This is a genomic window from Limobrevibacterium gyesilva, from assembly GCF_025989185.1.
In the GTDB taxonomy this organism is placed as follows: Bacteria; Pseudomonadota; Alphaproteobacteria; order Acetobacterales; family Acetobacteraceae; genus Limobrevibacterium; species Limobrevibacterium gyesilva.
Genome location: NZ_JAPDNT010000008.1, coordinates 119,899 through 144,638, shown reverse-complemented (window position 1 = coordinate 144,638; position 24,740 = coordinate 119,899). Strand labels below are relative to the sequence as shown.

The window sequence follows — 24,740 nt, the reverse complement described above, 5'->3', positions numbered from 1 at the left end:
CGCCGCGCCTCTATATCAACTGGCGAAGGCTGGCAAACCGGCACCGCCGCTCGTATGGTGCGCCGCTTTTCTCACGGGATGACCTGATGCTTTCCTCTCTTCGCCGCCACCTGGATTCGTGGGTCGCGCGCCTGTTCTTCATGCTGCTGGTCGCCACCTTCGTGCTGTGGGGGGTGGGCGACGTCATCCGCAACATCGGCAGCGACGGCGCCGTGGCCACGGTCGCCGGCCACAAGATCGAGCTGCCGGAGGTGCAGGAAGCCTATCGCCGCCAGCTCGCGCAGGTCACCCGCATGCTCGGCGGCAAGACGGACCCCACGCCGCAGATGCGCAAAGGCATCGCCGCCCAGGCCGTCGACCAGCTCATCACCCAGGCCGCTCTGAGCGCCGCCGCCACCGCCATGGGCATCGCCGTGCCCGACGAGGCGCTGCGCCAGGCCGTCTACGACATCCCCGCGTTCCGCGGCCCCAACGGCCAGTTCGACCGCAACCAGTTCAACCAGGTCCTGCGCAACAACAACCTCACCGAGGCCCGCTTCCTCGACATGGTGCGCAGCGACCTCGCCCAGAACCAGATGCTCCTGACCGCCCGCGTCGGCATCGTCAGCCCGGACACGCTGACGAAGCAGGTCTACGCCTTCCAGCAGGAGAAGCGCGTCGCCGAGGCCGTCGAGCTGCCGTTCTCGGCCGCCCCGCCGCCGCCCGCGCCCACCGACCTGCAGCTCGCCCGCTGGTACGAGAACCACAAGGATCTCTACTCCACACCCGAATACCGCCGCATCAAGGCGGTCATCCTGGCCCCGGAGACCGTGGCCCGCGACATCCCGGTCAGCGAGGACGAGCTGAAGGCCGCCTACGAGCAGCGCCGCGCCGAGTTCAACCAGCCGGAGAAGCGCTCGGTGCAGGTGCTGCTGGCCCCGGACGAGGCCCGCGCCAAGGCGCTCGCCGATAAATGGGCCGCCGGCGCCGACTGGGCCGCCATGCAGAAGGAGCCCGGGAGCTCCCCGGTCGAGCTCACCGACGCCACCCGCACCGAGATCCCCGCGGCCGAGCTGGCCGACGCCGCCTTCGCCGCCGCCGCCGACACCGTCGCCCCGCCCGTGCACAGCGCCCTGGGCTGGCACGTGCTGAAGGTCACCAAGGTCACGCCGGGCACGCAGAAGACCCTTGACCAGGTGAGCGACGAGCTGCGCACCCGCCTGGTCGCCGACAAGGCCGCCGACCTCGTCTACGACCGCGCCGCCAAGATCGAGGACCTGCTCGCCGGCGGCACCCCGCTCGACGAGATGCCGGCCGATCTGGGCCTCGCCGCCGTCACCGGCACGCTGGACGCCAAGGGCAACACGCCCGCCGGCCAGGCCGCCCCCATCCCCGGCTCCGCCGCCCTGCGCACCGCGCTGATCGAGCAGGCCTTCCAGATGAAGAAGGACGATCCCCCGCGCCTGACCGAGGCGCCGGGCGACCCGAACGCCGGCCAGGCCTATTTCGCCGTCGCCGTCGAAGACATCGGCCCGCCCGCCGTCAAGCCGATGGAGCAGGTCGCCGACGCCGTGCGCGCCGACTGGACCCACGACGCCATCCGCCACGAACAGGAGCAGGAAGCCGCCCGCATCCTCGCCGAGGTGAAGGCCGGCAAGCCCCTGGCCGACGCCGCCCTGGGCCAGGAGGTGAAGCACCTGCCGCCGGTCGGCCGCGCCACCGGCGCCGACAACGTGCCGTTCCAGCTCATCGACCCGCTGTTCAGCCTCAAGCCCGGCGAGCCCACCATGGTCGAGACCGCCGACGGCTTCACCGTGGCCGTGCTGACCGAGATCCAGGACCCCGACCCGAATGCCGACCCGATCGGCTATGGCCAGGTCCGCGACGCACTGGCCAAGTCGCTCGGCGACGACGTGCAGGCGCAGCTGATCACCGCGCTCCGCGACCGCGCCAATCCGCGCGTGAACAGCACCCTGCTCGACAGCGTCGCCCAGGCCGAGTGAGAGCTTCCCGCGTGACCGCCCCAAGGACCGCAGCATGAACGCCGCCCCGCCCCCCGGCTTCGCCGAATTCCGGCAGGACTACGAGCAGGGGCGCGGCCGGCTGCTCTGGACCCGCGGGGTCGCCGACCTCGAAACCCCCGTCGCCGCCTTCCTCAAGCTTGCCCACGGCAAGCCCAACACCTTCCTGCTGGAAAGCGTGGAAGGCGGCGCCACGCGCGGCCGCTACTCCATCATCGGCCTGGAGCCGGACCTGATCTGGCGCTGCCGGACCGGGCGCGCCGAGATCAACCGCGACGCCCATGCCGCCCCCTACGCCTTCACTCCCGACGCCCGCGCGCCGCTCGACAGCCTGCGCGCCCTGGTCGCCGAAAGCCGGCTCGAAGTGCCCGACTTCCTGCCGCCGATGTGCGGCGGGCTGATCGGCTATCTCGGCTACGACATGATCCGCCAGATCGAGAAGCTGCCGGCCAGGAACCAGGACGACATCGGCACCCCCGAAGCCCTGCTCGCCCGCCCGACGCTGTATGCCATCTTCGACAACGTCACCGACCTGCTGACGCTGGCCGCCCCCGTCTATCCCCGCGCCGGCGTCACCCCCGCCGCCGCCTGGGAGAGCGCGCAGAGCCGCCTCGCCACGGCCGAGGCCGCCCTCGCCCGCCCGCTGCCGCTCGCGGCACCACCGGTGGCACTGCCGCCGCTGCCCGAGCCCGAGTCCACCTTCACCAAACAGGGCTTCACCGACGCGGTGCTGCGCGCGAAGGAGTACATCGCCGCCGGCGACGCCTTCCAGATCGTGCTGAGCCAGCGCTTCGCCATCCCCTTCGCCCTGCCGCCGCTGGCGCTGTATCGCGCCCTGCGCCGCATCAATCCTGCCCCGTTCCTGTTCTTCCTCGATTTCGGCGGCTTCAGCGTGGTCGGCAGCAGCCCGGAGATCCTGGTCCGCCTGCGCGACGGCACCGTGACCATCCGCCCCCTCGCCGGCACTCGCCGCCGTGGCGCCACCCACGAGGAGGACCAGGCGCTGGAGCACGAGCTGCTCAACGACCCCAAGGAGCGCGCCGAGCATCTGATGCTGCTCGACCTCGGCCGCAACGATGTCGGTCGTGTCGCCGAGCTCGGCAGCGTCCGCGTCACCGAGAGCTTCGCCATCGAGCGCTTCTCCCACGTCATGCACATCATGTCCGACGTGCAGGGCAAGCTGGCCGAGGGGCTGGACGCCATCGACGCCCTGGCCGCCGGCTTCCCCGCCGGCACGCTGTCCGGCGCCCCCAAGGTGCGGGCGATGGAGATCATCGAGGAGCTGGAGCCCGTGCGCCGCGGCATCTACGCCGGCTGCATCGGCTATTTCGCCGCCAACGGCACCATGGACACCTGCATCGCGCTGCGCACCGCGGTGGTCAAGGACGGCACGATGTACGTGCAGGCCGGCGCCGGCATCGTCGCCGACTCCGACCCCGATGCCGAGTACGAGGAAACCCGCCAGAAGGCTCGCGCCTTGTTCCGCGCCGCCGAGGAAGCCGTCCGCTTCGCCGCCGGCAAGGGCGCGTAGCCGCACCGCATCGCCCGCGGCATCCTGCGCGCGCAAACCCGAAGGATGCCATCATGATGATGGACCGGAGCGAATATCCGAAGCAGGCCGGCGCCGCCCTGGCCATTTCCGCCCGCCTGCCCGACGCCTACGACACCCCGCCCGGATGATCGCCGCCCGCCCGGCCCGCCCGGACGATCTGCCGGGCATCCAGGCATTGCTGCGGCAACTCGGCTACGAAACCCGGCCGGACGACCTGGCCGAACGACTGCGTCACCTCGCCGCGACGGGAACCGACCCGATCCTCGTCGCGACGGACGGCTCCCGCTGCGTGGGCGTGCTCGCCCTGCATATCGCCCGCATGCTCCAGCTCGACCGCCCGGCGGCCCGGATCACCACCCTGGTCGTGGCCAGCGACTCCCGCGGCCGGTCGGTCGGGCGCCATCTGGTGGAGGCGGCCACAGCACTTGCGGCCCGCGCCGGATGCGGCCGGCTGGAACTGACCACTGGGCTCGCCCGCACCGGCGCGCACGCTTTCTACCGCGCCCTGGGCTTCACCCAGACCGCGCTGCATTTCTCCCGCCGTCTCGACGACAGGCCCATGCCGTAGCGCCATATCGGCCCGGACGGCATTGCGCCGCGGTCCCGCGCGGATGAAATTGCACGCGAAAGACGGGCCAAGCAGCTTGCTACAATTATTGACGTAATCTTAACAGCCGGCCCGCAACATTGCGGCGGATCGGGGACCCGGACAGCGGGCCAAGCGGATTTCCTGCCTGAGGGTAGCGAAGATTGCCGCGGATCATGAGAGAGCGCAACGATCTTGGTCCAGAAGCCACACGAATCCGATGCCTGCAGCTTGAAGGCCGGCGGGAGAGCAGGCCACCCAGCCGCCAACCGCCCGCTCCGACGCGATCACCGAGGCAGCGTTGCCGTCTTCACGGCCCTGACTGCGGTCCCCCTGATCATGTTCATGGGGATGGGGATCGAGCTCACACACTGGGGCACCGTCAAGCAGAGGCTTCAACGGACGGCTGACGCAGCCGCGCTGGCCGGTGCACAGGAATTCCTGATCGCCAAGAACGTCGCGAATGCTGCCAATGCAGCTGCCGACCTGGCCGAATTGAACGGTGCAACGGGCAGCACGACCCGGGCATGGGATGCCACCAACAAGATCCTGAGCGACAACCAGGTCACCGCTCAGGTGGTGGCCGGCGTGCGGAACAGCGCGAACACCGCGGTCCAGGTGACCGTGACCCAGGCGGTGCCGCTGATGATCACACGGATGATGAGCTCCCGATCGTCGGTCACCCTCAGCGCGACCGGCTGGGCCGAGGCACTCACATCCGCGCAACCCTGCGTTCTGGCTTTGGGCGCCGGTGGGGTTGGTGTTTCTGCTCAGGGCAACGTCACGGTAAGTCTGACAGGATGCAGCATCCGGTCAAATTCCTCGATCGCCACAGGCGGAGCCGCGACGATGTCGGCGCCCGCCTTCTACGCCGCCGGCTCCATCACCGGGCAAATAAGCGGTGCCCTGTACCCGAATGCCGGCACAATCCCGGATCCTTATGCAACCAACGCTCCCGTGCAGAACGCTTTCGGCAAGCTTTCGGCGGGTTCCGGGGCCGCGTTCAGTAACAAGCCGAACAGCACCAGCTCGCTGACTCCTGGCACTTTTTCCACGTGGGATATCCAAGGAACCGTCACGCTGGCGCCTGGCATATATTACGTGAACGGAAGTATCTCCCTCGGTGCGCAGGCGTCCCTGTCCGGCAGCGGCGTGACGATCATAACCTCCGGCGCCTTCAACATGAACGGGGGCTCAAAGGTATCACTCTCGGCGGCGACCGTCAGCAACAGTGTGAACGGTGCGATACCGGGCATCGTCTTCGCGGGCAACTCCTACGTCACCAGCACGTTCACGGGCAACACGTCACCGTTACTGACAGGCGTGGTTTATTATCCCAATGGCACAATGAACTTCGGCGGCACGTCTCAGGGCGGGAGTTCCGGATGCCTGGAAGTCATTGGGGCGAGCGTGACGATGTTTGGCAACTCCGGCATGGCAGCGAACTGCGCGGGCTACGGCACCGTCAGCTTTGCCAGCGTGAACTCGACCGCGGCCCTCGTTCAATGAAGAGGGTTCATGCAGGGATTGTCCGGAACGACCGCGGGGTGGCGGCCCTCGAGTTCGCAATAATCGTGCCCGTACTCCTGGTGATGCTCGCCGGCCTCACCGACTTCGCCCTCGCGTTCTGGAGCAGGGGTGTGCTGGCAAGCTCGGTTGCGCAGGGCGCACAGTACGCCGTCCTGGTGGGCCCAACCGTGTCCACCTCCGCCATTCGCAGCATCGTCGGGCAGCAACTTTCCTTGCCCGCCGCCAACGTCACAATCACGGGCCCGAGCTGCTACTGCGTTTCCGGCACGCCTGCGGCAGCCTCTATCCAAACCTGCGGCAACCCATGTCCCAATGGAACAATGCCGGGCACCTACATCACGATCTCAGCGAGCTACACCTACACGTCGCTTATGCCGCTCTACAGCAATCTGACCAACCCCCTGCTCACAGAGACGACGATGGCCAGGTTGAAATGAGGCGGCTACTCCGACTGTTGCCGGCCCACCGCAAGGGAACCACGACTCTCGAGTTCGCGCTTATCGGCCCCACCCTACTCCTCATCGTTTTCTTCATCATGGGGGCAGCGCTGCTGCTATGGGCCAAGGGCACGCTTCAGATGGCGGCGTCTCAGACCGCTCGGTGCACCGCCATCGGGTCCACGAACTGTACCGACGCCAAGGCCTATGCCGTCTCGCTGATCACCACCTGGGGTGCTGGTGCCATCATTCCGTCGATCGACGTCTCCGTCCAGTCGAACAATTCCTGCAACAATATGTTAGGCCACTTCAGCAAGGTGACGATCAGCACAGGAAGCGGGATCGCCTGGTTCGTCCCTCAATTGTCTGGTAAGGCGCTGACAGCCAGCGCCTGTTACCCTTCGGGGACTTAGCCCGGATATCTCATACCAGCGGGCATGAAGAATGACCGCTGGTACGAGTCGTTATTTTGCGCGCCGCCACCCACCAAGCCCGCGACAGGCACGCGCTTGCGTGCCGCAAGCGGATCGGCGCGCGATACCAACGGCCCTTGACGATGGAAGGGTCATCGTCAAGGGCCGTTGGTATCGCATTGGATCGCCAGCGCCACGGGCCAGGCAATCCGCGTCGTCAGCCGGTGCAATGGGTGCTTTGGGGATGCTCGATCGCGGCCGCCCCTAGGCGAGATGGAGAAGAGGAACCTCCGTCAATGCGCCTCGCGTTTGGCCCGTGTCACGATCTGCGTCGGATTGACGAACCGCAGCGCGATCAGCAGCCACAGCAGCGTCGTCACCATGTACACCACCGCCATCGCGTCGATCGACTGCCCCGCCCGCACGCCGGCCGCGAACACCGCGTAGTACAGTGCCACCACCAGCGTCTGACTGGTCGGCCCTGCCGTCAGGAAGGTCAGCTCGAACATCGCGATCGTGCGCACCAGCACCAGCAGCAATGCGGCAAGGATTCCCGGCGCCAGCAACGGCACCAGCACATGGATGAACATGCGCAGCGTGCCCGCCCCGAACACCCGCGCCGCCGCCTCCACCCGCGGGTCGATCTGCTGGATGAACGGGATCATGATCAGGATCACGAACGGCACCGTCGGCACCAGGTTGGCCAGGATCACGCCCCAGATCGTGCCCGCCGCCCCCGCCTTGTACAGCACCGTCGCCAGCGGAATGCCGAAGGTGATCGGTGGCACCAGCAGCGGCAGCAGGATCAGCAGCATCACCAGCTGCTTGCCCGGAAACTCCCGCCGCGCCATGGCATAGGCCGCCGGCACGCCCAGCAGGCCGGAGAGCAGCACCACCGCGCCCACCACCTCCATCGTCACGATCAACACGTCCAGCAACTGGAACTCGTCCCAGGCCGACGCGTACCAGCGCGTGGTGAACGCCGCCGGCAGCCAGGTGCCCAGCCAGCGCGTGGCGAACGAGTTCACCACCACCGTCGCGATCATCGCCAGCAGGTTCAGCACGAAGAAGCCGACGATCACCCAAACGGCCGTCGCCCACAGCTTCGCGCCAAGGGATGTATAGCGGATCATCGCCCTACCCTTTCCCGCCGCCGGCGGGCCCGCGATAGAACGCGTTCTGCAGTCCCAGCAACGCCGCCACGATCAGCACCTGCACGAAGGCCATGATCATCGCGATCGCCGAGGCCATCGAGTAGTCGTAATCCTCGAACGCCGCCTGGTACGCCGCGATCGAGATCACCCGCGTATCCCCGGCCGGCGCCCCCAGCAGCACCGCCGAGGGAAACACCGAGAACGCCTGCACGAAGGACAGGCAGAACGTGATCACCAGGCCCGGAAACAGCAGCGGCAGCATGATCTCGCGGAACCGCTGCCGCGCCCGTGCGCCCAGCATCGCACCCGCCTGCTCCAACGAGGGATCGATGCCGGTGATGTAGGACAGCGTCAGCAGGAAGGTGAACGGGAACCCCGTGATCACCAGCGACATGAACACGCCCCAGTAGTTGTGGATCAGCCGCACCGGCGAATCCGAGAAACCGATCGTCAGGATCACGCGATTGAGCCAGCCGCGCGGCCCCAGATAGTTCAGCAGCCCTTCCGCCACCAGCACCGTGCCCAGCGTGATCGGCACCACCAGGATGGTCGTCAGCAGCCGCTGCCGGCGCATCAGCCGCACCCGCAGCGCGATCGGGATCGACACCAGCACGTTCAGCACCGTCACCGGCACCGCGAGCCACAGCGTCTTGCCGATCGTGGTATAAAGATACGGATCGGCAAAGAACTTGGCGTAGTTCGCGAGCCACCCGCCTTCCTTCGGCTCGAACGACAGCACCAGCCCGTAGACGAACGGGTAGATGAACAGCCCCACGATGAACAGCACCGCCGGCAGCACCAGCAGCGTCACGCCGTCGAGCCCGCGTTGCGCCAGGCGGACGCGCAGCGGCACCTGGCCCGAGATCAGCACGCCCGCTTCACTGCGCATACACCAGCACCCGCGAAGGATCGGCCCCCAGCCGCAGCGCGTCGCCGGCCGCCACCCGCGCCTCGGAGCGGAAGAACAGCTCGGTCCCGTCAGCCATATTCGCAAGCCCGTAGAAATCGCGGCCGCGATACTCGGCCGTCATCACCGTGGCCGCGATCGGCCCGTCCGCCATCGGCACCAGATCCTCCGGCCGGATCGCCGCCAGCGCCTCCCCCTCGTCTACATCCACCGGCACGCCCGTCAGCACCGCATCGCCCACGCGCACCTGCACCCCGTTGCCCGCCCGCACCGCGCGCGAGGCAATGAGGTTGCGATAGCCCATGAACTCGGCGACATCGGCATGCTCCGGCCGCGCATACAGCGCCTCCGGCGTGCCCACCTGGCGCACCTGGCCGTCGCGCAGCACCACGATCCGGTCCGCCAGCGACAGCGCCTCGTCCTGGTCATGCGTCACATAGATCGTGGCGCAGCCAAGCAGATTGTGGATGCGCCGGATCTCGGCGCGCATCTCCAGCCGCAGCTTGGCATCCAGGTTGGACAGCGGCTCGTCCATCAGCACCAGCGGCGGCTCCACCACGATCGCGCGGGCGATCGCCACACGCTGCTGCTGCCCGCCGGAGATCTGCCCGGGCAGCTTCTCCGCCTGCGCCTCCAGGCGCACCAGCTTCAGCGCCTCTTCCACCTTGCGGGCGATCTCGGCCTTCGGGCGGCGCTGCATGCGCAGCCCGAAGCCGATGTTCTTGCGCACGCTCATATGCGGGAACAGCGCGTAGTTCTGGAACACCATCCCGAACCCGCGCGCCTCCGGCCCCAGCAGATCGATGCGCGCCTCGTCCAGCCAGATGCTGCCGGCGGTCAGCGGCAGCAATCCCGCCAGGCAGTTCAGCGCCGTCGACTTGCCGCAACCCGACGGCCCCAGCAGGGCGACGAACTCGCCCCGCTGCACCGTCAGGTTCACGCCCTTCAACGCATTCAACAGCCCGAAGTCGCGGCTCATGTTCTCAAGCCGCAACTGGCGGAATTCCTTGCTGGACATCAGCCTACTTCGCCACCTTGCTGCCGACCTGCTGGTCCCAGCGCTTGAACGCGAACACCATCTTGTCCGCATCCAGCGGCAGCTCGATCGGGTTGTCGGCGATCAGCTTGTCGTAGATCGACCGCCCGAACTCGCGCACCGCGTCCTGGCTCTCCTGCGGCGCCATGTCCAGCGTGACCCCCTTCACAGCCGGACCCGGATAGAAATAGCCCTTGTCATAGGTCAGTGCCTGCTGTGCCGGCTGCAGCATGAACGTGATCAGGTCCAGGATCACCGCCATCTTCTCCGCCGGCAGCCCCTTGGGCACGCACATGAAATGGCTGTCGCCGATCCAGTGGAATCCTTTCAGCGCGAAGATCTCGGCTTCCTTCGGCACCACGCCGAGCACCCGCGGATTGAGGTCCCAGCCCGCATGCGACGCCACCATGTCGCGCGACCCGTCGCCGAATTCCTTGAACACGGCCGAGGTTCCCGTGGGGTAGTACTCGATCGTGCCGCCCAGCTCCTCCAGATACGCCCAGGTCTTGTCCCAGCCGTTCGCGGGATCCTTCGGGTCCTTGTCGCCGAGGATATACGGCAGCCCCATCATGAACGCGCGCCCCGGCCCGGAGTTCGCCGGCCGCGCGTACATGAAGCGCTTCGGATGCGCCTTGCACCACGCCAGCAATTCCTCGGCGGTCGAGGGCACCTGTTTCACCCGGTCCGGCATGTATTCGATCAGCGGCCCGCCCGGGCAGGCCGCCACGATCACCGCCTGGTTCTGCGCCGCCGTCTGCAGCCGGCTCGCCATCGGGCTCAGGATGTCGCCGAGCTTCGGCAGCTGCGCGGCGTAGTCGTTCAGCACCGGCGCCCACAGCTTCTGCTCGATCCCCGCCGCCAGCGCGTCGTTGCCGGACAGCACCATGTCGATGTCCACCCGCTTCGCATCCTGCTGCGCCTTGATCTTGCCGGGAATCTCCGGCGCCGGGGCCTGCGTGAAGCTGATGCGCGACACCAGGTTGGGCTTGGCCTTGCGGTAATTCTCGAAGCCGCGCTGCGTCAGCTGCAGGTTCCCCGCGACATCGACGATGTTCAGGCTCACCGGCGCGCTCGGCAGTGCCGGCGCCTGCGCCCGGGCCGCGCCCGCCGCGGCGATGGCGCCGATCCCTCCCAGAACTGCACGGCGCGTCGCTTTGTATTCAGTCATTTCGTCTTCCCCCCAGTTATTCCTATGATCCACGATTGCCGAGTTGCGTATTACTGACGCAAACTGCGCGCGCACGCCATACGGGTGCACGGAGTAAACCCAGTTGTCCAGCCGGCCCCGCGGTCCCGCCGCATCCGTGAAGATCACCGATGTCGCCGCCGCCGCGGGCGTGGCGCCGATGACGGTCTCGCGCGTGCTCAACACCCCAGACCGTGTTTCCGAAGCCACCGCGCTGAAGGTGCGCGAAGCGATCGAGCGCCTCGGCTACGTGCCGAACCTCATCGCCGGCGGCCTGTCCAGCCGGCGCAGCCGCATGATCGCGGCCATCGTGCCCACCATCGCCAGTCCCATGTTCAGCGCCCCGGTGCAGACCTTCACGGACGTGCTGGGCCAGGCCGGCTACCACGTCATGCTCGGCCTGTCCGGCTACAAGCCCGACGGCGAGGACGCGCTGATCCGCGCCGTGCTCACCCGCCGCCCGGACGGCCTGCTGCTCACCGGCGCCAGCCACTCGCCCGCCGTGCGCCGCCTGCTGAAAGACGCCGGGGTGCCGGTGGTGGAAATCTGGGACGCGGCCGAACATCCCACCGACATGCTGGTGGGCTTCGACCACGCCGAACTCGGCGTCGCCGTCGCGGATTTCTTCGCCGCCGGCGGCCACACCCGCTTCATGATCTTCGCCGCCGGCGACCCGCGCGCCGCCGCCCGCCGCGAAGGCTTCGTCCGCCGTGTGGCTCAGCATGGCGGCACGCTGGTCGCCGAACGCACCCTGCCCGCCCCCAGCGGCATCATCGACGGCCGCCTCGCTTTGCGCGCGGTCGCCCCGCTGCTCACCGAGCGCACCGCCCTGTTCGGCAGCTCCGACAACGTCGCCTTCGGCGCCATGGAGGAAGCCCGCGCCCTCGGCATCGCCGTGCCGCAACGCCTGGCCATCTGCGGCTTCGGCGATTTCGAGCTGAGCCGTGGCTGCGAGCCGCCCATCACCACCGTCAGCGTCGACGGCGCGGAGATGGGCCGGGTCGCGGCGGAGAACCTGCTCGCGCGCATGAACGGCCGCGCCGCGCCACGGCGCGTCCTCGTCCCGTCCCGCATCATCGAGCGTGCGTCCACGTAACCCCCTTGCGGGCGCATTCGCGTGCACCCAAATTATGGTATCGATAACATGTCATGCCTGCACGGCCTTGCCAAGGGGCCCCGCGGGCGTGACCCTGGCCACTGCCAAAACCGGAGGAAACCCGCCATGACCCAGTACAGCGACGCCTGCATCGCCCGCCTCAAGCGCGTCAGCACCGCCACCCTCACCACCCAGTTGTTCAAGCGCGGTTTCCGCAACGTCTTCATCCAGGGCGCCCGCCCCCTCGGCGCCTACAGCGAGAACATGGTCGGCCCCGCCTACACGCTGCGCAACATCCCCGCCCGCGAAGACCTCGACCGCGTCGAGGGTTTCGCCAACCCCGAGCATCCCCAACGCAAGGCGGTCGAGAACGCCCCGGCCGGCAAGGTGCTGGTCATGGACTGCCGCGGCGACACCCGCGTCGCCTCGGGCGGCCAGATCCTGATGACCCGCCTGCATGTCCGCGGCGTCGCCGGCATGGTCTCCGACGGCGGCGTGCGCGACAGCGGCCCCATCGCCCGGATGCCCTTCCCGGTGTTCTGCGCCGGCCCCTCCGCTCCGCTGAACCTCGCCCAGCACCACGCCGTGGACATCGACGTGCCCATCGCCTGCGGCGGTGTGGCCGTCTATCCCGGCGACATGATCGTGGGCGATGCCGACGGCGTGGTCGTCATCCCCGCCCATCTCGCCGAGGAAGTCGCCCAGGACGCCACCGAGCAGGAGGCGATGGAGGAATTCCTGCTCTCGCGCATCGCCGCCGGCGCCCCGCTCCCCGGCACCTATCCCCCCAACGCCGAAACCAAGGCCGCCTACGAAGCCTGGAAGAAATCCCACGCCTGACCCCCTTCCTTCCCCCCTCCCCTTGCGGGAGGGGCCCGAGGACGGGTCGCGCGAATCCCCTTCATCCATAACATCCCGTCATGGGTGAATGATTTCTCCTGACGGATCGATAATGGCTCTCGACAAATCTCCCACCCCTGGCAACAACCTCCGCGCAAACCTGCGTGGAGGCTGTTCCCATGAACGATGTGCCGGCGACCGACCTGCGCGTGTCGGAAATCCTCAAGACTTTCGTGGACACCGAGGCGCTTCCCGGCACCGGCCTGGACCCTGCCGGCTTCTGGTCCAGCTTCTCCCACCTCGTCACCACCTTCGCCCCGCGCAACAAGGCCCTGCTCGCCCGGCGTGACGCGCTGCAGGCCGACATCGACGCCTGGCACCGCGCCCATCCCGGCAAGCCCATCGACCAGGACGCCTACACGCGGTTCCTCACCGATATCGGCTACCTCCAGCCCACGCCCGCGCCGTTCCACGTCACCACCGCCAACGTGGACGCCGAGATCGCCCATATCGCCGGCCCGCAGCTGGTCGTCCCCGTCAACAACGCCCGCTACGCGCTGAACGCCGGCAACGCCCGCTGGGGCAGCCTCTACGACGCCCTCTACGGCACCGACGCCATTCCCGAGACCGACGGGGCCACCCGCGGCCGCGGCTACAACCCCGTCCGCGGCGCCCGCGTCGTCGCCAAGGCGCGCGAGGTGCTCGACACCGCCGCCGCGCTCGCCAGCGGCAGCCACGCGGAGGCCACCGGCTACGCCATCAAGGACGCCAAGCTCGCCGTCACCCTCAAGACCGGCGCCACCGGCCTCGCCGACCCCGCCCAGCTCGTCGGCTACCAGGGCGACGCCGCCGCCCCGAGCGCCATCCTGCTCCGGCACAACGGCCTGCATCTCGAACTGAAGATCGACCGCACCCACCCGATCGGCAAGGACGACCCCGCCGGCCTCGCCGATGTCGTCATGGAATCCGCCGTCACCACCATCATGGATTGCGAAGACAGCGTCGCCGCCGTCGACGCGCAGGACAAGGTGGACGTCTACCGCTGCTGGCTCGGCCTGATGCAGGGCACCCTCACCGCCGCCTTCGAGAAGGACGGCCGCACCCTGCACCGCCGCCTCAACCCCGACCGGTCCTACACCGCCGCCACCGGCGGCACCGTCACCGTCCCCGGCCGCAGCCTGATGCTGGTCCGCAATGTCGGCCACCACATGTACACCGACGCCGTGCGCGACGGCACCGGCGCCGAGATCCCGGAGACCATCCTCGACGCCGCCATCACGTCGCTGATCGCCATCCACGACCTCAAGGCCACCGGCGCGCTGAGGAACAGCCGCGCCGGCTCGGTCTACATCGTCAAGCCGAAGCTGCACGGCCCCGACGAGGTCGCCTTCGCCAGCGACCTGTTCGCCGCCGTCGAGGACATGCTGCGCCTGCCGCGCAACACACTGAAGATCGGCATCATGGACGAGGAGCGCCGCACCACCGTCAACCTCGCCGCCTGCATCCACGCCGCGCGCGAGCGCGTGGCGTTCATCAACACCGGCTTCCTCGACCGCACTGGCGACGAGATCCACACCTCCATCGAAGCCGGCCCGATGATCCGCAAGAACGACATGCGCAACGCGGCCTGGATCGCCGCCTACGAGAACAACAACGTCGATGTCGGCCTCGCCTGCGGCCTGCGCGGCCACGCCCAGATCGGCAAGGGCATGTGGGCCGCACCCGACCGGATGGCCGACATGCTCGCCCAGAAGATCGGCCATCCCCGTGCCGGCGCCAACACCGCCTGGGTCCCTTCGCCCACCGCCGCCACGCTGCACGCCCTGCACTACCACCAGGTCGATGTCGCCGCCCGCCAGGCCGAACTCGCCACCCGCGCGCCCGCGAAGCTGTCCGATATCCTCACCATCCCGCTGGCCGACCGCCCGAACTGGTCGCCGGAAGAGTTGCAGCAGGAGCTCGACAACAACGCCCAGGGCATCCTCGGCTATGTCGTTCGCTGGATCGACCAGGGCGTCGGCTGCTCCAAGGTGCCGGACATCCACGACGTGGGCCTGATGGAAGACCGCGCCACGCTGCGCATCTCCAGCCAGCACATCGCCAACTGGCTGCGCCACGGCATCGTCGCCGAAGCGCAGGTGATGGCAACGATGAAGCGCATGGCCGTGGTCGTGGACCGCCAGAACGCTGATGACCCCGCCTACACGCCGATGGCCCCCGCCTATGACGGCCCCGCCTTCCACGCCGCCTGCGACCTCGTCTTCAAGGGCCGCACGCAGCCGAACGGCTACACCGAATTCATCCTGCACCGCCGCCGCCGCGAGGCCAAGGCACGGACCTGAAGCAAGGCCGCGCGTATCACAGCATCAACGCGGCCTCGCACCCGTCACAGACCGGCAAAATATTTTGCCAACGCCTCGATATCGGCACTGCTGTACGTCTTCAGCAGATCGGTCATCCAGCTGTTGTTCGCGCGCGCCCCGGTCTGGAATTCCTGCATCGTGCGCAGCAGGTATTCGAAGCTCTGGCCCGCCAGCCGCGGATTCGTGCCGGGCCCGACATAGCCGCCGGGATGGCACTGCGTGCACTGGCCCGCGACGGCAGCCGTCTGGGCCTGGCGCGCGACATCGTCCGGCGCGCGCGGCTGGCCGAGATTGGGCCACGTCTTGTTCGCGAAATACGCCGCCAGCGCCATCATGTCCTCGCGCTGCATCCCGCTGACCACCGCCGCCATCTGCTCGTTGGCGCGCACCTCGCGGCTGTAATCGCGCAATTGCAGGTACAGGTAGCCCTGGTACTGGCCCCAGATGACCGGAATCGTCTTGTCGCTCGGAATACCGCTTTCACCGTGACACGCGGCGCAGAGTTGCACCGTCTCGTCCAGGCTTTCCGCGAAAGCGGGAACGACAGCGGCCACGGCAAACCCGACGGCCAGCACAAGCCTTTGCCAGCCGCATATCGGGCGGGGCCACGTCACGGCCCCGCCCGTCCCGTCCGGGCGCAATCCCCGCCCGCCGATGCCATCAGTCGACGGTGAAGGCGATAATGGCGTTGCCCCGCTTGTAGTCGATCTGGGTGTTCCCGCCGGCACCAACGACGATGTACTGCTTGCCGCCGACAGTATAGGACGAAGGCGGCGCGTTCACGCCGGCGCCGGCCTGGAACTGCCACAGAGTGGCGCCGGTCTGCGCATCATAGGCCTTGAACTGGCCGTTGGCCTCGCCGGTGAAAACCAGCCCGCCGGCCGTCGCCAGCACGCCGCCGATCATCGGCTGCGGCGTCTTCACCTGCCAGCGGATCCGTCCGGTGTTGTAGTCCATCGCTGTGATGTTGCCCCACTGCTCCTCCGTGGGGATCACCTTGAACGCGCCGCCGAGCCACATCTTGCCGTTTGGATAGGGCGTATTCTGCACGTGGTACGTCATCGGCTGATGCAGGTTGATCGCGTAGGCAAGTCCGAGGCCCGGGTTGATCGCCATGGGCGACCATTCGACGCCGCCATTGGCGCCCGGCAGCATGCGCGCGCCTTCCTTCAGCGGCAGCGTCCACATGTTCTCCTGCGGCACCATCGCTTCCGAGAAGCGGATCAGGCTGCAGTCATTGGCATTGTGCACATACACATGGCCGGTCTTGCCGGCATGGATCACGCCCGGCCCGGCCCGGCCGTCATTGTCCAGCACGCTCACCAGGATCGGCGGGCTGACCGCGTCGAGATCCCAAACGTCATGCGCGATGTACTGGAAATGGCAGACATACTTGCCGGTATCGAGATCGACGGCCACCAGCGAGTCCGTATAGAGGTTGTCGCCGGGACGAACCGACCCGTCGAGGTCGGGCGAGGGGTTGCCGACCACAAAATAGATGCGGCGCGTGGCCAGATCCACCGCCGGATTCTGCCATACCCCGCCACCAAGCAGCTTGTACGGGTCACCGGTCTTGGCGAGCTGGGCCTTTTCCGCGGCGATGTCACGATGCATGTCCCGGCCGGTCGCGTCCTTGGTCGCCCATACGCCGACCGTGTTCTCGGGGATCGTGTAGAAGGTCCACAGCAGCGTGCCGTCCGCCGCATTGTACGCCTTCACGAAGCCGCGAATGCCGTATTCGCCGCCATTCGTGCCGATCAGCACCTTGCCGTCCACCACCGTGGGCGCCATCGTCTCGCTGTAGCCGAGCTCCGGATCGGCGATCTGCTTCTCCCACACCTGCTTCCCGGTCTTCGCGTCCAGCGCGACCAGTTTCGAGTCCAGAGTCCCCAGATAGACCTTGTCGCCATAGACGGCGACGCCGCGATTGTTCGGGCCGCAACAGTAGATCGTGATCGGGCCGAGCTTCTGCTGGTAGTGCCACAACTCCTCGCCGGTCCGCGCGTCCAGCGCATAGACGTGATCGAACGCGGTTGTCACATACATCACGCCGTTGACGACGATCGGCGACGTCTCCAGCGACTCCTTGACTTCGGTCTGGAAGATCCACGCCGGGCGCAATTGGTTCACATTCGTAATGTTGATCTGCCGGTTCGGGTAGTAGCGCTTCTGCGTATAGTCGCCGTTGGTCATGAGGAAGTTGTTGCCATCGCCGGCGGCGCGATCCAGCAGATCCTGGGTCACGGCCGACATGTCGCCCCACTTCATTGTCGGCTTCACTTCCTGCGACCAGGCCGGAACCATTGTCGCACCGGCCAACGGCAGGGCTGCGATGCCCGCCAAGAGTGTGCGTCTGCTGAAGCCCGTCATGCGTCCCTCCCTTGATGCAGCCCCCTCTGTCCGGGGCGCGCTATTGGGTCGTCCGTCGTGATCGGCCTTGCGTTGCAGCTTCCCGGTTCCCGCGCGCAGAACCCGGCTCGCATTGCGCTGCATTCCTCCGCTTCGTCCGCATGGCGGCCGAGGCGCCCGCCCGCTTCGCAGGTTACAAACCATAACATGATCGCCTCACGGGTCATGATCTTTGCGCGGGCGCGGCGGCAAACTTCCTGGGGGTGATCAGCCGGGGCGCCTTCGCCGAATGGCACGCCGGCACTCACGCAATTGCGATTGCCCGCGTCCCCGGCATCACCGGCCGCCGCGGCGCCGCCCGAATCGTTACGCGCGGCCCGGGCTAGCAGCACCCGGCGACACCGCTTATCGTCCACCCCCTCGCGACGAGGGGGAAATCAATGCGGACGATTATCGGCCTGACCATGGCCGCTTTGCTTGCCGGCACAACGGCCCATGCCGCCGACATCACCGTGGGCATCGCGGCCGCCCCCTCCTCCGCCGATCCGCATTTCCACCAGGTCGGCCCCAACAACGCGCTGGCCCGCGATCTGTTCGGCGCCCTTGTGCGCACCGACCCGCAGCTGCGCCCGCAGCCCGACCTCGCCACTGCCTGGACCCTGCTGGACGACCGCAGCTGGAAGATCACCCTGCGGCCGGGCGTCACCTTCCACGACGGCAGCCCCTTCACCGCCAACGACGTCGTCTTCAGCCTTTGCCGCGCCCGCTCCGGCGTCGGCCCCACCAAGTCCTTCACCAACCTGCCGAAGGCGCTGGACCGCGTGGACGTGGCCGACGACCACACCATCGTCCTGCACACGCACCGCCCCGAACCCGGCCTGCTCGACCTGCTCGCCGGCTTCGCCATCATCTCCGCCCGCAGCGCTGGCGCCGGCACCGTCACCTTCAGCGACGCCGAGAATTGCGGCCTCACCGCCCTGCCGGCCTCCAACGAGTTCGACGGCGGCCGCATGGCCAACGGCACCGGCCCCTACCGCCTGGCCAAGTACACCAGCGGCGACACCATCGTTCTCGAAGCCAACGCAACCTATTCCGGCCCGAAGCCGCACTGGTCGCGCGTGATCCTCAAGCCGGTGCCCAAGACCGGCCCCCGCGTCGCCGGCCTGCTCTCCGGCGATTTCGACCTCATCGAGAACCCCTCCTCGCAGGATCTGCCGGTGCTGAAGGCGAAGGGCGGCCTTGCCTGGACCGTCACCCCGTCCGACCGCATCATGTTCCTGCAGCCGGATATCGGCCGCCCGCAAACGCCGCTGATCACCACCAAGGACGGCCGCAACCCGCTGCAGGACGTCCGCGTCCGCCAGGCCCTGTCGCTGGCCATCGACCGCAAGACCATCGCCACCCGGCTGATGGACGGCCTCGCCGTCCCCGCCGACCAGTACGTCACGCCGGGCATGTTCTCCTCGCTCGCCACCCCGCCCGCGCGCGACTACGACCCCGCCCGCGCCCGCGCCCTGCTGGCCGAGGCCGGCTACCCCGACGGCTTCGCGCTCACCCTCTCCGCCACCAACGACCGCTACATCAACGACGCGCAGGTGGCCCAGGCGATCGGCCAGTACCTCACCCGCATCGGCATCCGCACCACCGTGGACGCGATGACCCAGACCATGTTCTTCCCCCGCCGCGCCAAGCGCGAGTTCAGCCTCGGGCTCGGCGGCTGGGGCAACGGCACCGGCGAGGCCACGCTGCTGCGCTACTTCGTCGTCAGCCCCTTCCCCGACCGCGGGATCGGCACCTCCAACTATGGCCGCTACCACAGCGACGCCTTCGACGCCGCCTTCCTCCCGGCACTCGAGGACATGAACGAGGCCAGCCGCCGCGCCCATCTCGAGAAGGCAACGACCATCGCCCTGCAGGACCACGCGCTGATCCCGCTCTACTGGGAAACCACCGTCTGGGCCTTCAAGGACCGCTACACCTATGTCGGCCGCGTCGACCAGGCGACCGATCCGGACGGCCTCTCCCTGAAATAGGACCTTCGCCGCAATGACCGACCTGCGTGCCCTTGTCGCCCGGCCGGGCGCCAACGACGTTCCCTACGAGGACCCCGCCCTGCCCGGGCGGGGTCTCACCCTGCGCAGCGCCCGCCCGCGCCACTACGCCCCCGACACGCCCGTGCTGTTCGTGCATCACGGCGTCCTGCGCAACGGCGACGACTACCGCGACTTCTGGCTCCCGCTGGTGGACGAGGCCGGCCTGCTCGTGATCGCCCCGCAGTTCCCGAACGACTCCTTCCCCGGCTCACTTTGGTACAATTTCGGCAACCGCGCCGACGCGCTGGGCCGCCCCAAGCCCCGCGCGGAATGGACCTACGCCGTCCCCGGCCGCATCTTCGCGGCACTGCAGGCGCAGGGCGTGACCAACCGGCGGCGCTATGGCCTGTTCGGCCACTCCGCCGGCGGCCAGTTCGTGCACCGCCTGATCTCGCTCGGCTTCCGCGACAACGTCGCCGCCGCCGTCACCGCCAATGCCGGCACCTACGCCATGCCCGACCTCGACACCGAGTTCCCCTACGGCCTCGGCGCCACCGGCATGGACGACGCGGCCCTGCAGGCCCTGCTCGCCTTCCGCCTTACCGTCATGGCCGGCACCGCCGACATCGACGCCACCAGCGAGCATTTCCCCAAGGAAGCGCCGGCCATGCGCCAGGGCGGCACGCGCTACGAACGCGCCCACCGCTACATCGCCACCGCCCGCGCCGCCGCCGGCGCGCGCGGCGAGCCCTGCGCCTGGACCATCATCGACGTCCCGGATGTCGGCCACGACGGCAAGCTCATGTCCGCCGCCGCCGCCCCCATCCTCGCCGCCGCCCTGCACGCCGCCGCGAACTGACACCCTGACCCCAACGGAGCCCCACATGCAGAACGAAGAACAGATCTGGCGCCTGGTCGACGCCAAGCGCGACGACTACGTCGAGCTCAGCGACCGCATCTGGGACATGCCGGAAATCGCCTACAACGAATACAGATCCTGCGCCGAGCACACGAAGATGCTGCGCGACGAAGGCTTCCGCGTCACCGAGAACCTCGCCGGCATCCCCACCGCCGTGATGGGCGAGGCCGGCGAAGGCGGCCCGGTCATCGCCATCCTCGGCGAATACGACGCACTCCCCGGCCTCAGCCAGGAAGCCGGCATCGCCGAGCCGAAGCCGCTCGCGGGCGACGGCATGGGCCATGGCTGCGGCCACAACCTGCTCGGCAGCGCCTCGCTGCTGGCCGCCACCGCGGTGAAGGACTGGCTCGCCGCCAACGGCCTGCCCGGCCGCGTCCGCTACTATGGCTGCCCGGCCGAGGAAGGCGGCGCGGCCAAGGCGTTCATGGTGCGTGAAGGCTGCTTCAAGGACGTGGACATCGCCATCTCCTGGCACCCCGCCGCCTTCTCCGGCGTGAACGACGGGATGTCGCTCGCCAACATGCGCGTCGACTTCACCTTCACCGGCCGCGCCAGCCACGCCGCCGCCGCCCCGCATCTCGGCCGCAGCGCGCTCGACGCGGTGGAGCTGATGAATGTCGGCGTCAACTACATGCGCGAGCACATGCCCAGCGACGCCCGCATCCACTACGCGCTGCTGGACGGCGGCGGCGTCGCCCCGAACGTGGTGCAGGCCACCGCGAAAGTCCGCTACGCCATCCGCGCCCGCGACCTCACCGAGCTTTGGCCGCTGATCGAGCGGGTCAAGAAAGTGGCCCAGGGCGCGGCCCTGATGACCGAGACGCAGGTCGCGATCAAGGTCGTCAGCGCGGTCTCCAACCTGCTCGGCAACACGCCGCTGGAAAAGACCATGTACGACGCCCTCACCCGCCTCGGCCCGCCGCCTTTCGACGACGCCGACCGGGCCCTCGCGGCGCAGTTCCAGGCGACCTTGTCCGACGAGGACATCAGCAGCGCCTATCGCCGCGTCGGCCTGCCGGTGAAGAAGGACACGCCGCTCTGCGACACCGTCGTGCCACTCGACGCCAAGGGCGCGCCGATGATGGGCTCCACCGATGTCGGCGACGTCAGCTGGGTCGTCCCCACCGTGCAGGCCCGCGGCGCCACCTACGCCATCGGCACGCCCGGTCATTCCTGGCAGCTCACCGCGCAGGGCAAGTCGGCACTGGCGCACAAGGGCATGATCCACGTCGCCAAGGTCATGGCCTCGACCGCTGTCGATGCGCTGAAGGACCCGGCCCTGGTCGAGAAGGCGAAGGCCGACTACGCCGCCCGCACCGAGACCAATCCCTATGTCTGCCCGCTGCCCGACGACGTGACGCCGCCGCTCAGGCCCCGCGCCGCCGCCTGACCCGCACCGCGCCGGCACGTCTCCTTGCCGGCGCGGTCCCTCCGGCGACACGATATACGTATTCGTATCGTAATATATACGATACCTTGTCTTGCCGCGTGAAATGGGCTTCAAGACCCCGAAGCCCCAGGAGAGCCCACATGACCAGCAAGCACCCCGAGACCCTCGCGCTGCACGCCGGCTGGCGCCGCGACGAGGCCACCACCGCCGTCGCCGTGCCGATCTACCAGACCACGTCCTACCAGTTCGACAGCCCCGACCATGCCGCCGACCTGTTCGGCCTGCGCGCGCTCGGCAACATCTACACGCGCATCATGAACCCGACGACGGACGTGCTGGAGAAGCGGCTCGCCGCCCTCGAAGGCGGCGTCGCCGCCCTCGCCGTCGCCTCCGGCCAGTCCGCCAGCGCCTTGTCCGTGCAGAACCTCGCCCGCGCCGGCGACAACATCGTCTCCTCCACCGACCTCTACGGCGGCACCTGGAATCTCTTCGCCAACACGCTGAAGGACCAGGGCATCGAGACCCGCTTCGTCGACCCCGCCGACCCCGAGGCCTTCGCCCGCGCCACCGACGAGCGCACCCGCGCCTACTACGCGGAAACCCTGCCCAACCCGAAGCTGCGCGTCTTCCCGATCGCCGAGGTCGCCGCCATCGGCCGCCGCTTCGGCATCCCGCTGATCATGGACAACACCGCCGCGCCCCTGCTGGTGCGCCCGTTCGACCACGGCGCCGCGGTGGTGATGTACTCCCTCACCAAGTATCTCGGCGGCCACGGCACCTCCATCGGCGGCGCCGTCATCGACGGCGGCAATTTCGACTGGGAAGCCCACGCCGCCCGCCAGCCCGCGCTGAACACGCCCGATCCCAGCTACCACGGCGCGGTCTGGTCGCAGGCGGTGAAGCCGCTCGGCCCGATCGCCTACATCCTCAAGATGCGCGTCACCCTGCTGCGCGACCTCGGCGCCGCCATCAGCCCGTTCAACGCCTTCCTGATCCTGCAGGGCGTCGAGACCATCGCGCTGCGCATGCGCGCGCACAGCGACAACGCGCTGGCGGTCGCCAGGTATCTCGGCGAGCGCAAGGACGTCGCGCGCGTCATCCACCCCTCCACCCTCACCGGCCAGGCGGCGGATTGGACCGCGAAATACCTCCCGCACGGCATGGGCGGCCTGGTCGGCATGGAGCTGAAGGGCGGCGCCGCCGCCGGCCGCAAGTTCATCGAGGCGCTGAAGATGTTCTACCACGTCGCCAATATCGGCGACGCCCGCAGCCTCGCCATCCATCCCGGCACCACCACCCACTCCCAGCTCAACGAGGCCGAGCAGGAAGCCACCGGCGTCTCCCCCGGCTATGTCCGCCTGTCCATCGGCATCGAGCACATCGACGACATCCTCGCCGATCTCGGCCAGGCCCTCGACGCCGCCAGCGCCTGACGCAACCCGGCAGATCCTGCCACCCAAGGCAGGATCTGCCGGCCGCCACCCCCTGGCCACGCGCGGAATTCCGCCATTCCCGCTCCGGCACGCCGTTTGCTTCCACAACGACGGCATCCACCGTCACAGGAGCACAGGACGTGTCGATCAGCAGCATCGCCTCGAACATCTGGCATTCCGCCGCCACGGCGCTGGCCCCGCCCACGCCCGACACGGTCTCCGCCGCCGACCCGAAGCCCCAGCGCGCCAGGCCGTCGCAACCGAACCAGCCCGCGGGCCCCACCGACCCGTTCCAGTCCCTCTCGTCGGACCTGCAGGCCTGGCTCACCCAGCAGCAAGCCAACGATCCGCAGTCCGCCAGCGCGACCACGACATCAGGCACGGCAAAGGCGCATCACCACCATCATCACCACGAAGCGGCATCCGGCACCAACGCCGACCAATCCTCGCTCAGCAGCACGCTGTCCCCCGACCTGGCCCAAGCCATCAACGCCTACAGCCAAACCGCCAGCGCCGCCTGACAACCAGCCGAAATGAAAATCTCTGCCCCTCTCCCCGCCTTGCGGGGAGAGGCACCCCCACGCAAGCCGCCAAAACCGCAAACTACCCCCGAACCACCCGCCGCCCCGACCACGCCAGCCACGACACCCCGACAAGACACAGCGGCGGCAGCACCAGCGGCGCCACATGCGCGAGCCCCGCCCGCACCAACCCTGCCTCCACCGCAATCAGCACGACCACCACACCGCAATTCCGCAAGTCGCCAAACAGCGTCTTCAGGAAGGCCCTCACCGCACAACTCCCTTCACCAGATGCCGGCGCAACGCCACGGCCAGCAACAACCCGCCAAGCAGGTAAAACAGGACCAACCCGACCAGCGACCAATCCCCCAACGGCCACGCCGCAGCACCTCCCATGGCCTCCAGCGTCCAGAACGTCCCGAAGGCCACGATCATCGCGCCCACGACGAACTTGATCGCGTTCTCCGGCACCCGCCGAAGCGGCGCCTGCAACAGCGCACCCGCCACCGCCACTGGCACCAGGGCAGCGATCGCACCCCACGTGCTGCTGACCAGGCCAACCCCGCCGGCCCCCAGGGCGACAACCACCAGCCACACCTCCAAGCCCTCGAGCAGCACGCCCTTGTAGGCAACCAGCCACGCCGCCCGCCCGTCCTCGCCCCGCAGCAGCGTCCGGGTCGCCCGGAATTCAGCCGCCTCGTCGTGCAGCGCGACCAGCCCCGCCGCGCGAGCGATCGCCTTCGCCAGCCAGCGCACGCCGAACAGCAGCAGGAACACCCCGATCACGAACTGAAGCCACTCGACCCCGACGCCCAGTTGCAGCGCCCCGCCGGTCACCGCGGTCAGCGCCCCGAGCGTCGCCAATGCCGCGGCCACAGCACCCAGCGCCGCCGACCACCCGATGGTCAGGCTTACGGCAAGGACGATGGTATAGGCTTCGACCCACTCCACCGTCGCCGCCAGAAAGCTCGATGCGAAGATCGCCCAGTTCATTC

At 68.4% G+C, this 24,740-nt stretch carries 22 protein-coding genes; 14 read left to right on the top strand and 8 right to left on the bottom strand.

Annotated features, from left to right (window positions below; translation table 11 throughout):
* Positions 1-86 precede the first annotated feature (86 nt).
* From OL599_RS12715 to OL599_RS12690, 6 genes are all read left to right on the top strand, one after another.
* Positions 87-1,982 carry a peptidylprolyl isomerase gene (locus tag OL599_RS12715; protein ID WP_264714147.1) on the top strand — a complete coding sequence of 632 codons (1,896 nt, stop codon included), beginning with the start codon at positions 87-89 and terminating at the stop codon, positions 1,980-1,982.
* Between the two features lie 34 nt (positions 1,983-2,016).
* Positions 2,017-3,531 carry an anthranilate synthase component I gene (gene trpE / locus OL599_RS12710; RefSeq protein ID WP_264714146.1) on the top strand — a complete coding sequence of 505 codons (1,515 nt, stop codon included), beginning with the start codon at positions 2,017-2,019 and terminating at the stop codon, positions 3,529-3,531.
* Positions 3,532-3,676: 145 nt separating this feature from the next.
* Positions 3,677-4,120 (top strand): GNAT family N-acetyltransferase, encoded by a 444-nt coding sequence (locus tag OL599_RS12705; RefSeq protein ID WP_264714145.1) that lies wholly within the window; start codon positions 3,677-3,679, stop codon positions 4,118-4,120.
* A gap of 213 nt (positions 4,121-4,333) precedes the next feature.
* Complete coding sequence (locus OL599_RS12700; protein WP_347403204.1) at positions 4,334-5,647, top strand: pilus assembly protein TadG-related protein; 1,314 nt, start codon at positions 4,334-4,336, stop codon at positions 5,645-5,647.
* A gap of 38 nt (positions 5,648-5,685) precedes the next feature.
* Complete coding sequence (locus tag OL599_RS12695; protein WP_264714144.1) at positions 5,686-6,105, top strand: TadE/TadG family type IV pilus assembly protein; 420 nt, start codon at positions 5,686-5,688, stop codon at positions 6,103-6,105.
* Between the two features lie 17 nt (positions 6,106-6,122).
* Positions 6,123-6,518 carry a TadE/TadG family type IV pilus assembly protein gene (locus OL599_RS12690; RefSeq protein WP_264714143.1) on the top strand — a complete coding sequence of 132 codons (396 nt, stop codon included), beginning with the start codon at positions 6,123-6,125 and terminating at the stop codon, positions 6,516-6,518.
* 293 nt (positions 6,519-6,811) lie between these two features.
* Here the strand turns inward: OL599_RS12690 and OL599_RS12685 are convergent, their stop codons facing one another.
* Genes OL599_RS12685 through OL599_RS12670 form a run of 4 tightly spaced genes read right to left on the bottom strand, consistent with a single transcriptional unit; the run spans position 6,812 to position 10,783 of the window.
* Positions 6,812-7,651: an ABC transporter permease gene (locus tag OL599_RS12685; protein WP_264714142.1), complete on the bottom strand. Its 840-nt coding sequence runs from the start codon at positions 7,649-7,651 to the stop codon at positions 6,812-6,814.
* A 4-nt stretch (positions 7,652-7,655) separates the two neighbouring features.
* A complete protein-coding gene (locus tag OL599_RS12680; RefSeq protein ID WP_264714141.1) occupies positions 7,656-8,561 on the bottom strand; it encodes an ABC transporter permease in 906 nt (301 codons plus the stop codon).
* Positions 8,551-9,597, bottom strand: coding sequence for an ABC transporter ATP-binding protein (locus OL599_RS12675; protein ID WP_264714140.1), 1,047 nt, complete (start codon positions 9,595-9,597; stop codon positions 8,551-8,553). Before OL599_RS12675 ends, OL599_RS12680 begins: the two co-directional genes overlap by 11 nt.
* 4 nt (positions 9,598-9,601) lie before the next feature.
* Entirely contained in the window at positions 9,602-10,783 is a 1,182-nt protein-coding gene (locus OL599_RS12670) for an extracellular solute-binding protein (protein WP_264714139.1), read from the bottom strand.
* A gap of 136 nt (positions 10,784-10,919) precedes the next feature.
* Between OL599_RS12670 and OL599_RS12665 the strand changes: the two genes are divergently transcribed.
* The 3 genes from OL599_RS12665 to OL599_RS12655 all read left to right on the top strand — a co-directional run bounded on the left by OL599_RS12665 (position 10,920) and on the right by OL599_RS12655 (position 15,079).
* Complete coding sequence (locus OL599_RS12665) at positions 10,920-11,897, top strand: LacI family DNA-binding transcriptional regulator (RefSeq protein WP_264714138.1); 978 nt, start codon at positions 10,920-10,922, stop codon at positions 11,895-11,897.
* A 126-nt stretch (positions 11,898-12,023) separates the two neighbouring features.
* On the top strand, positions 12,024-12,737 hold the full coding sequence (locus OL599_RS12660) for a ribonuclease activity regulator RraA (protein WP_264714137.1): 714 nt from the start codon (positions 12,024-12,026) through the stop codon (positions 12,735-12,737).
* Positions 12,738-12,916: 179 nt separating this feature from the next.
* A complete protein-coding gene (locus OL599_RS12655) occupies positions 12,917-15,079 on the top strand; it encodes a malate synthase G (RefSeq protein WP_264714136.1) in 2,163 nt (720 codons plus the stop codon).
* A gap of 44 nt (positions 15,080-15,123) precedes the next feature.
* On the opposite strand, the gene OL599_RS12650 is transcribed toward OL599_RS12655, so the two are convergent.
* On the bottom strand, positions 15,124-15,675 hold the full coding sequence (locus OL599_RS12650) for a c-type cytochrome (protein WP_264714135.1): 552 nt from the start codon (positions 15,673-15,675) through the stop codon (positions 15,124-15,126).
* Between the two features lie 85 nt (positions 15,676-15,760).
* Positions 15,761-17,353, bottom strand: a complete 1,593-nt coding sequence (locus OL599_RS12645; RefSeq protein WP_264714134.1) for a pyrroloquinoline quinone-dependent dehydrogenase — start codon at positions 17,351-17,353, stop codon at positions 15,761-15,763.
* Between the two features lie 536 nt (positions 17,354-17,889).
* Between OL599_RS12645 and OL599_RS12640 the strand changes: the two genes are divergently transcribed.
* The 5 genes from OL599_RS12640 (at position 17,890) to OL599_RS12620 (ending at position 23,745) form a co-directional block, all read left to right on the top strand.
* Positions 17,890-19,482 (top strand): ABC transporter substrate-binding protein, encoded by a 1,593-nt coding sequence (locus OL599_RS12640; protein ID WP_264714133.1) that lies wholly within the window; start codon positions 17,890-17,892, stop codon positions 19,480-19,482.
* 13 nt (positions 19,483-19,495) lie between these two features.
* Positions 19,496-20,341 (top strand): alpha/beta hydrolase, encoded by an 846-nt coding sequence (locus tag OL599_RS12635; RefSeq protein ID WP_264714132.1) that lies wholly within the window; start codon positions 19,496-19,498, stop codon positions 20,339-20,341.
* 25 nt (positions 20,342-20,366) lie between these two features.
* Positions 20,367-21,791: a M20 family metallopeptidase gene (locus OL599_RS12630; RefSeq protein ID WP_264714131.1), complete on the top strand. Its 1,425-nt coding sequence runs from the start codon at positions 20,367-20,369 to the stop codon at positions 21,789-21,791.
* 140 nt (positions 21,792-21,931) lie between these two features.
* Positions 21,932-23,224, top strand: coding sequence for an O-acetylhomoserine aminocarboxypropyltransferase/cysteine synthase family protein (locus OL599_RS12625; protein WP_264714130.1), 1,293 nt, complete (start codon positions 21,932-21,934; stop codon positions 23,222-23,224).
* A gap of 140 nt (positions 23,225-23,364) precedes the next feature.
* A complete protein-coding gene (locus OL599_RS12620) occupies positions 23,365-23,745 on the top strand; it encodes a hypothetical protein (RefSeq protein ID WP_264714129.1) in 381 nt (126 codons plus the stop codon).
* A gap of 82 nt (positions 23,746-23,827) precedes the next feature.
* On the opposite strand, the gene OL599_RS12615 is transcribed toward OL599_RS12620, so the two are convergent.
* Together OL599_RS12615 and OL599_RS12610 are read right to left on the bottom strand one after the other, a co-directional pair.
* Positions 23,828-24,016 carry a hypothetical protein gene (locus OL599_RS12615; RefSeq protein WP_264714128.1) on the bottom strand — a complete coding sequence of 63 codons (189 nt, stop codon included), beginning with the start codon at positions 24,014-24,016 and terminating at the stop codon, positions 23,828-23,830.
* The gene (locus OL599_RS12610) at positions 24,013-24,738 is read right to left on the bottom strand and encodes a COG4280 domain-containing protein (protein ID WP_264714127.1); all 726 of its coding nucleotides are present in this window, start codon (positions 24,736-24,738) and stop codon (positions 24,013-24,015) included. The genes OL599_RS12615 and OL599_RS12610 overlap by 4 nt, the downstream gene beginning before the upstream one ends.
* Positions 24,739-24,740 lie beyond the last annotated feature (2 nt).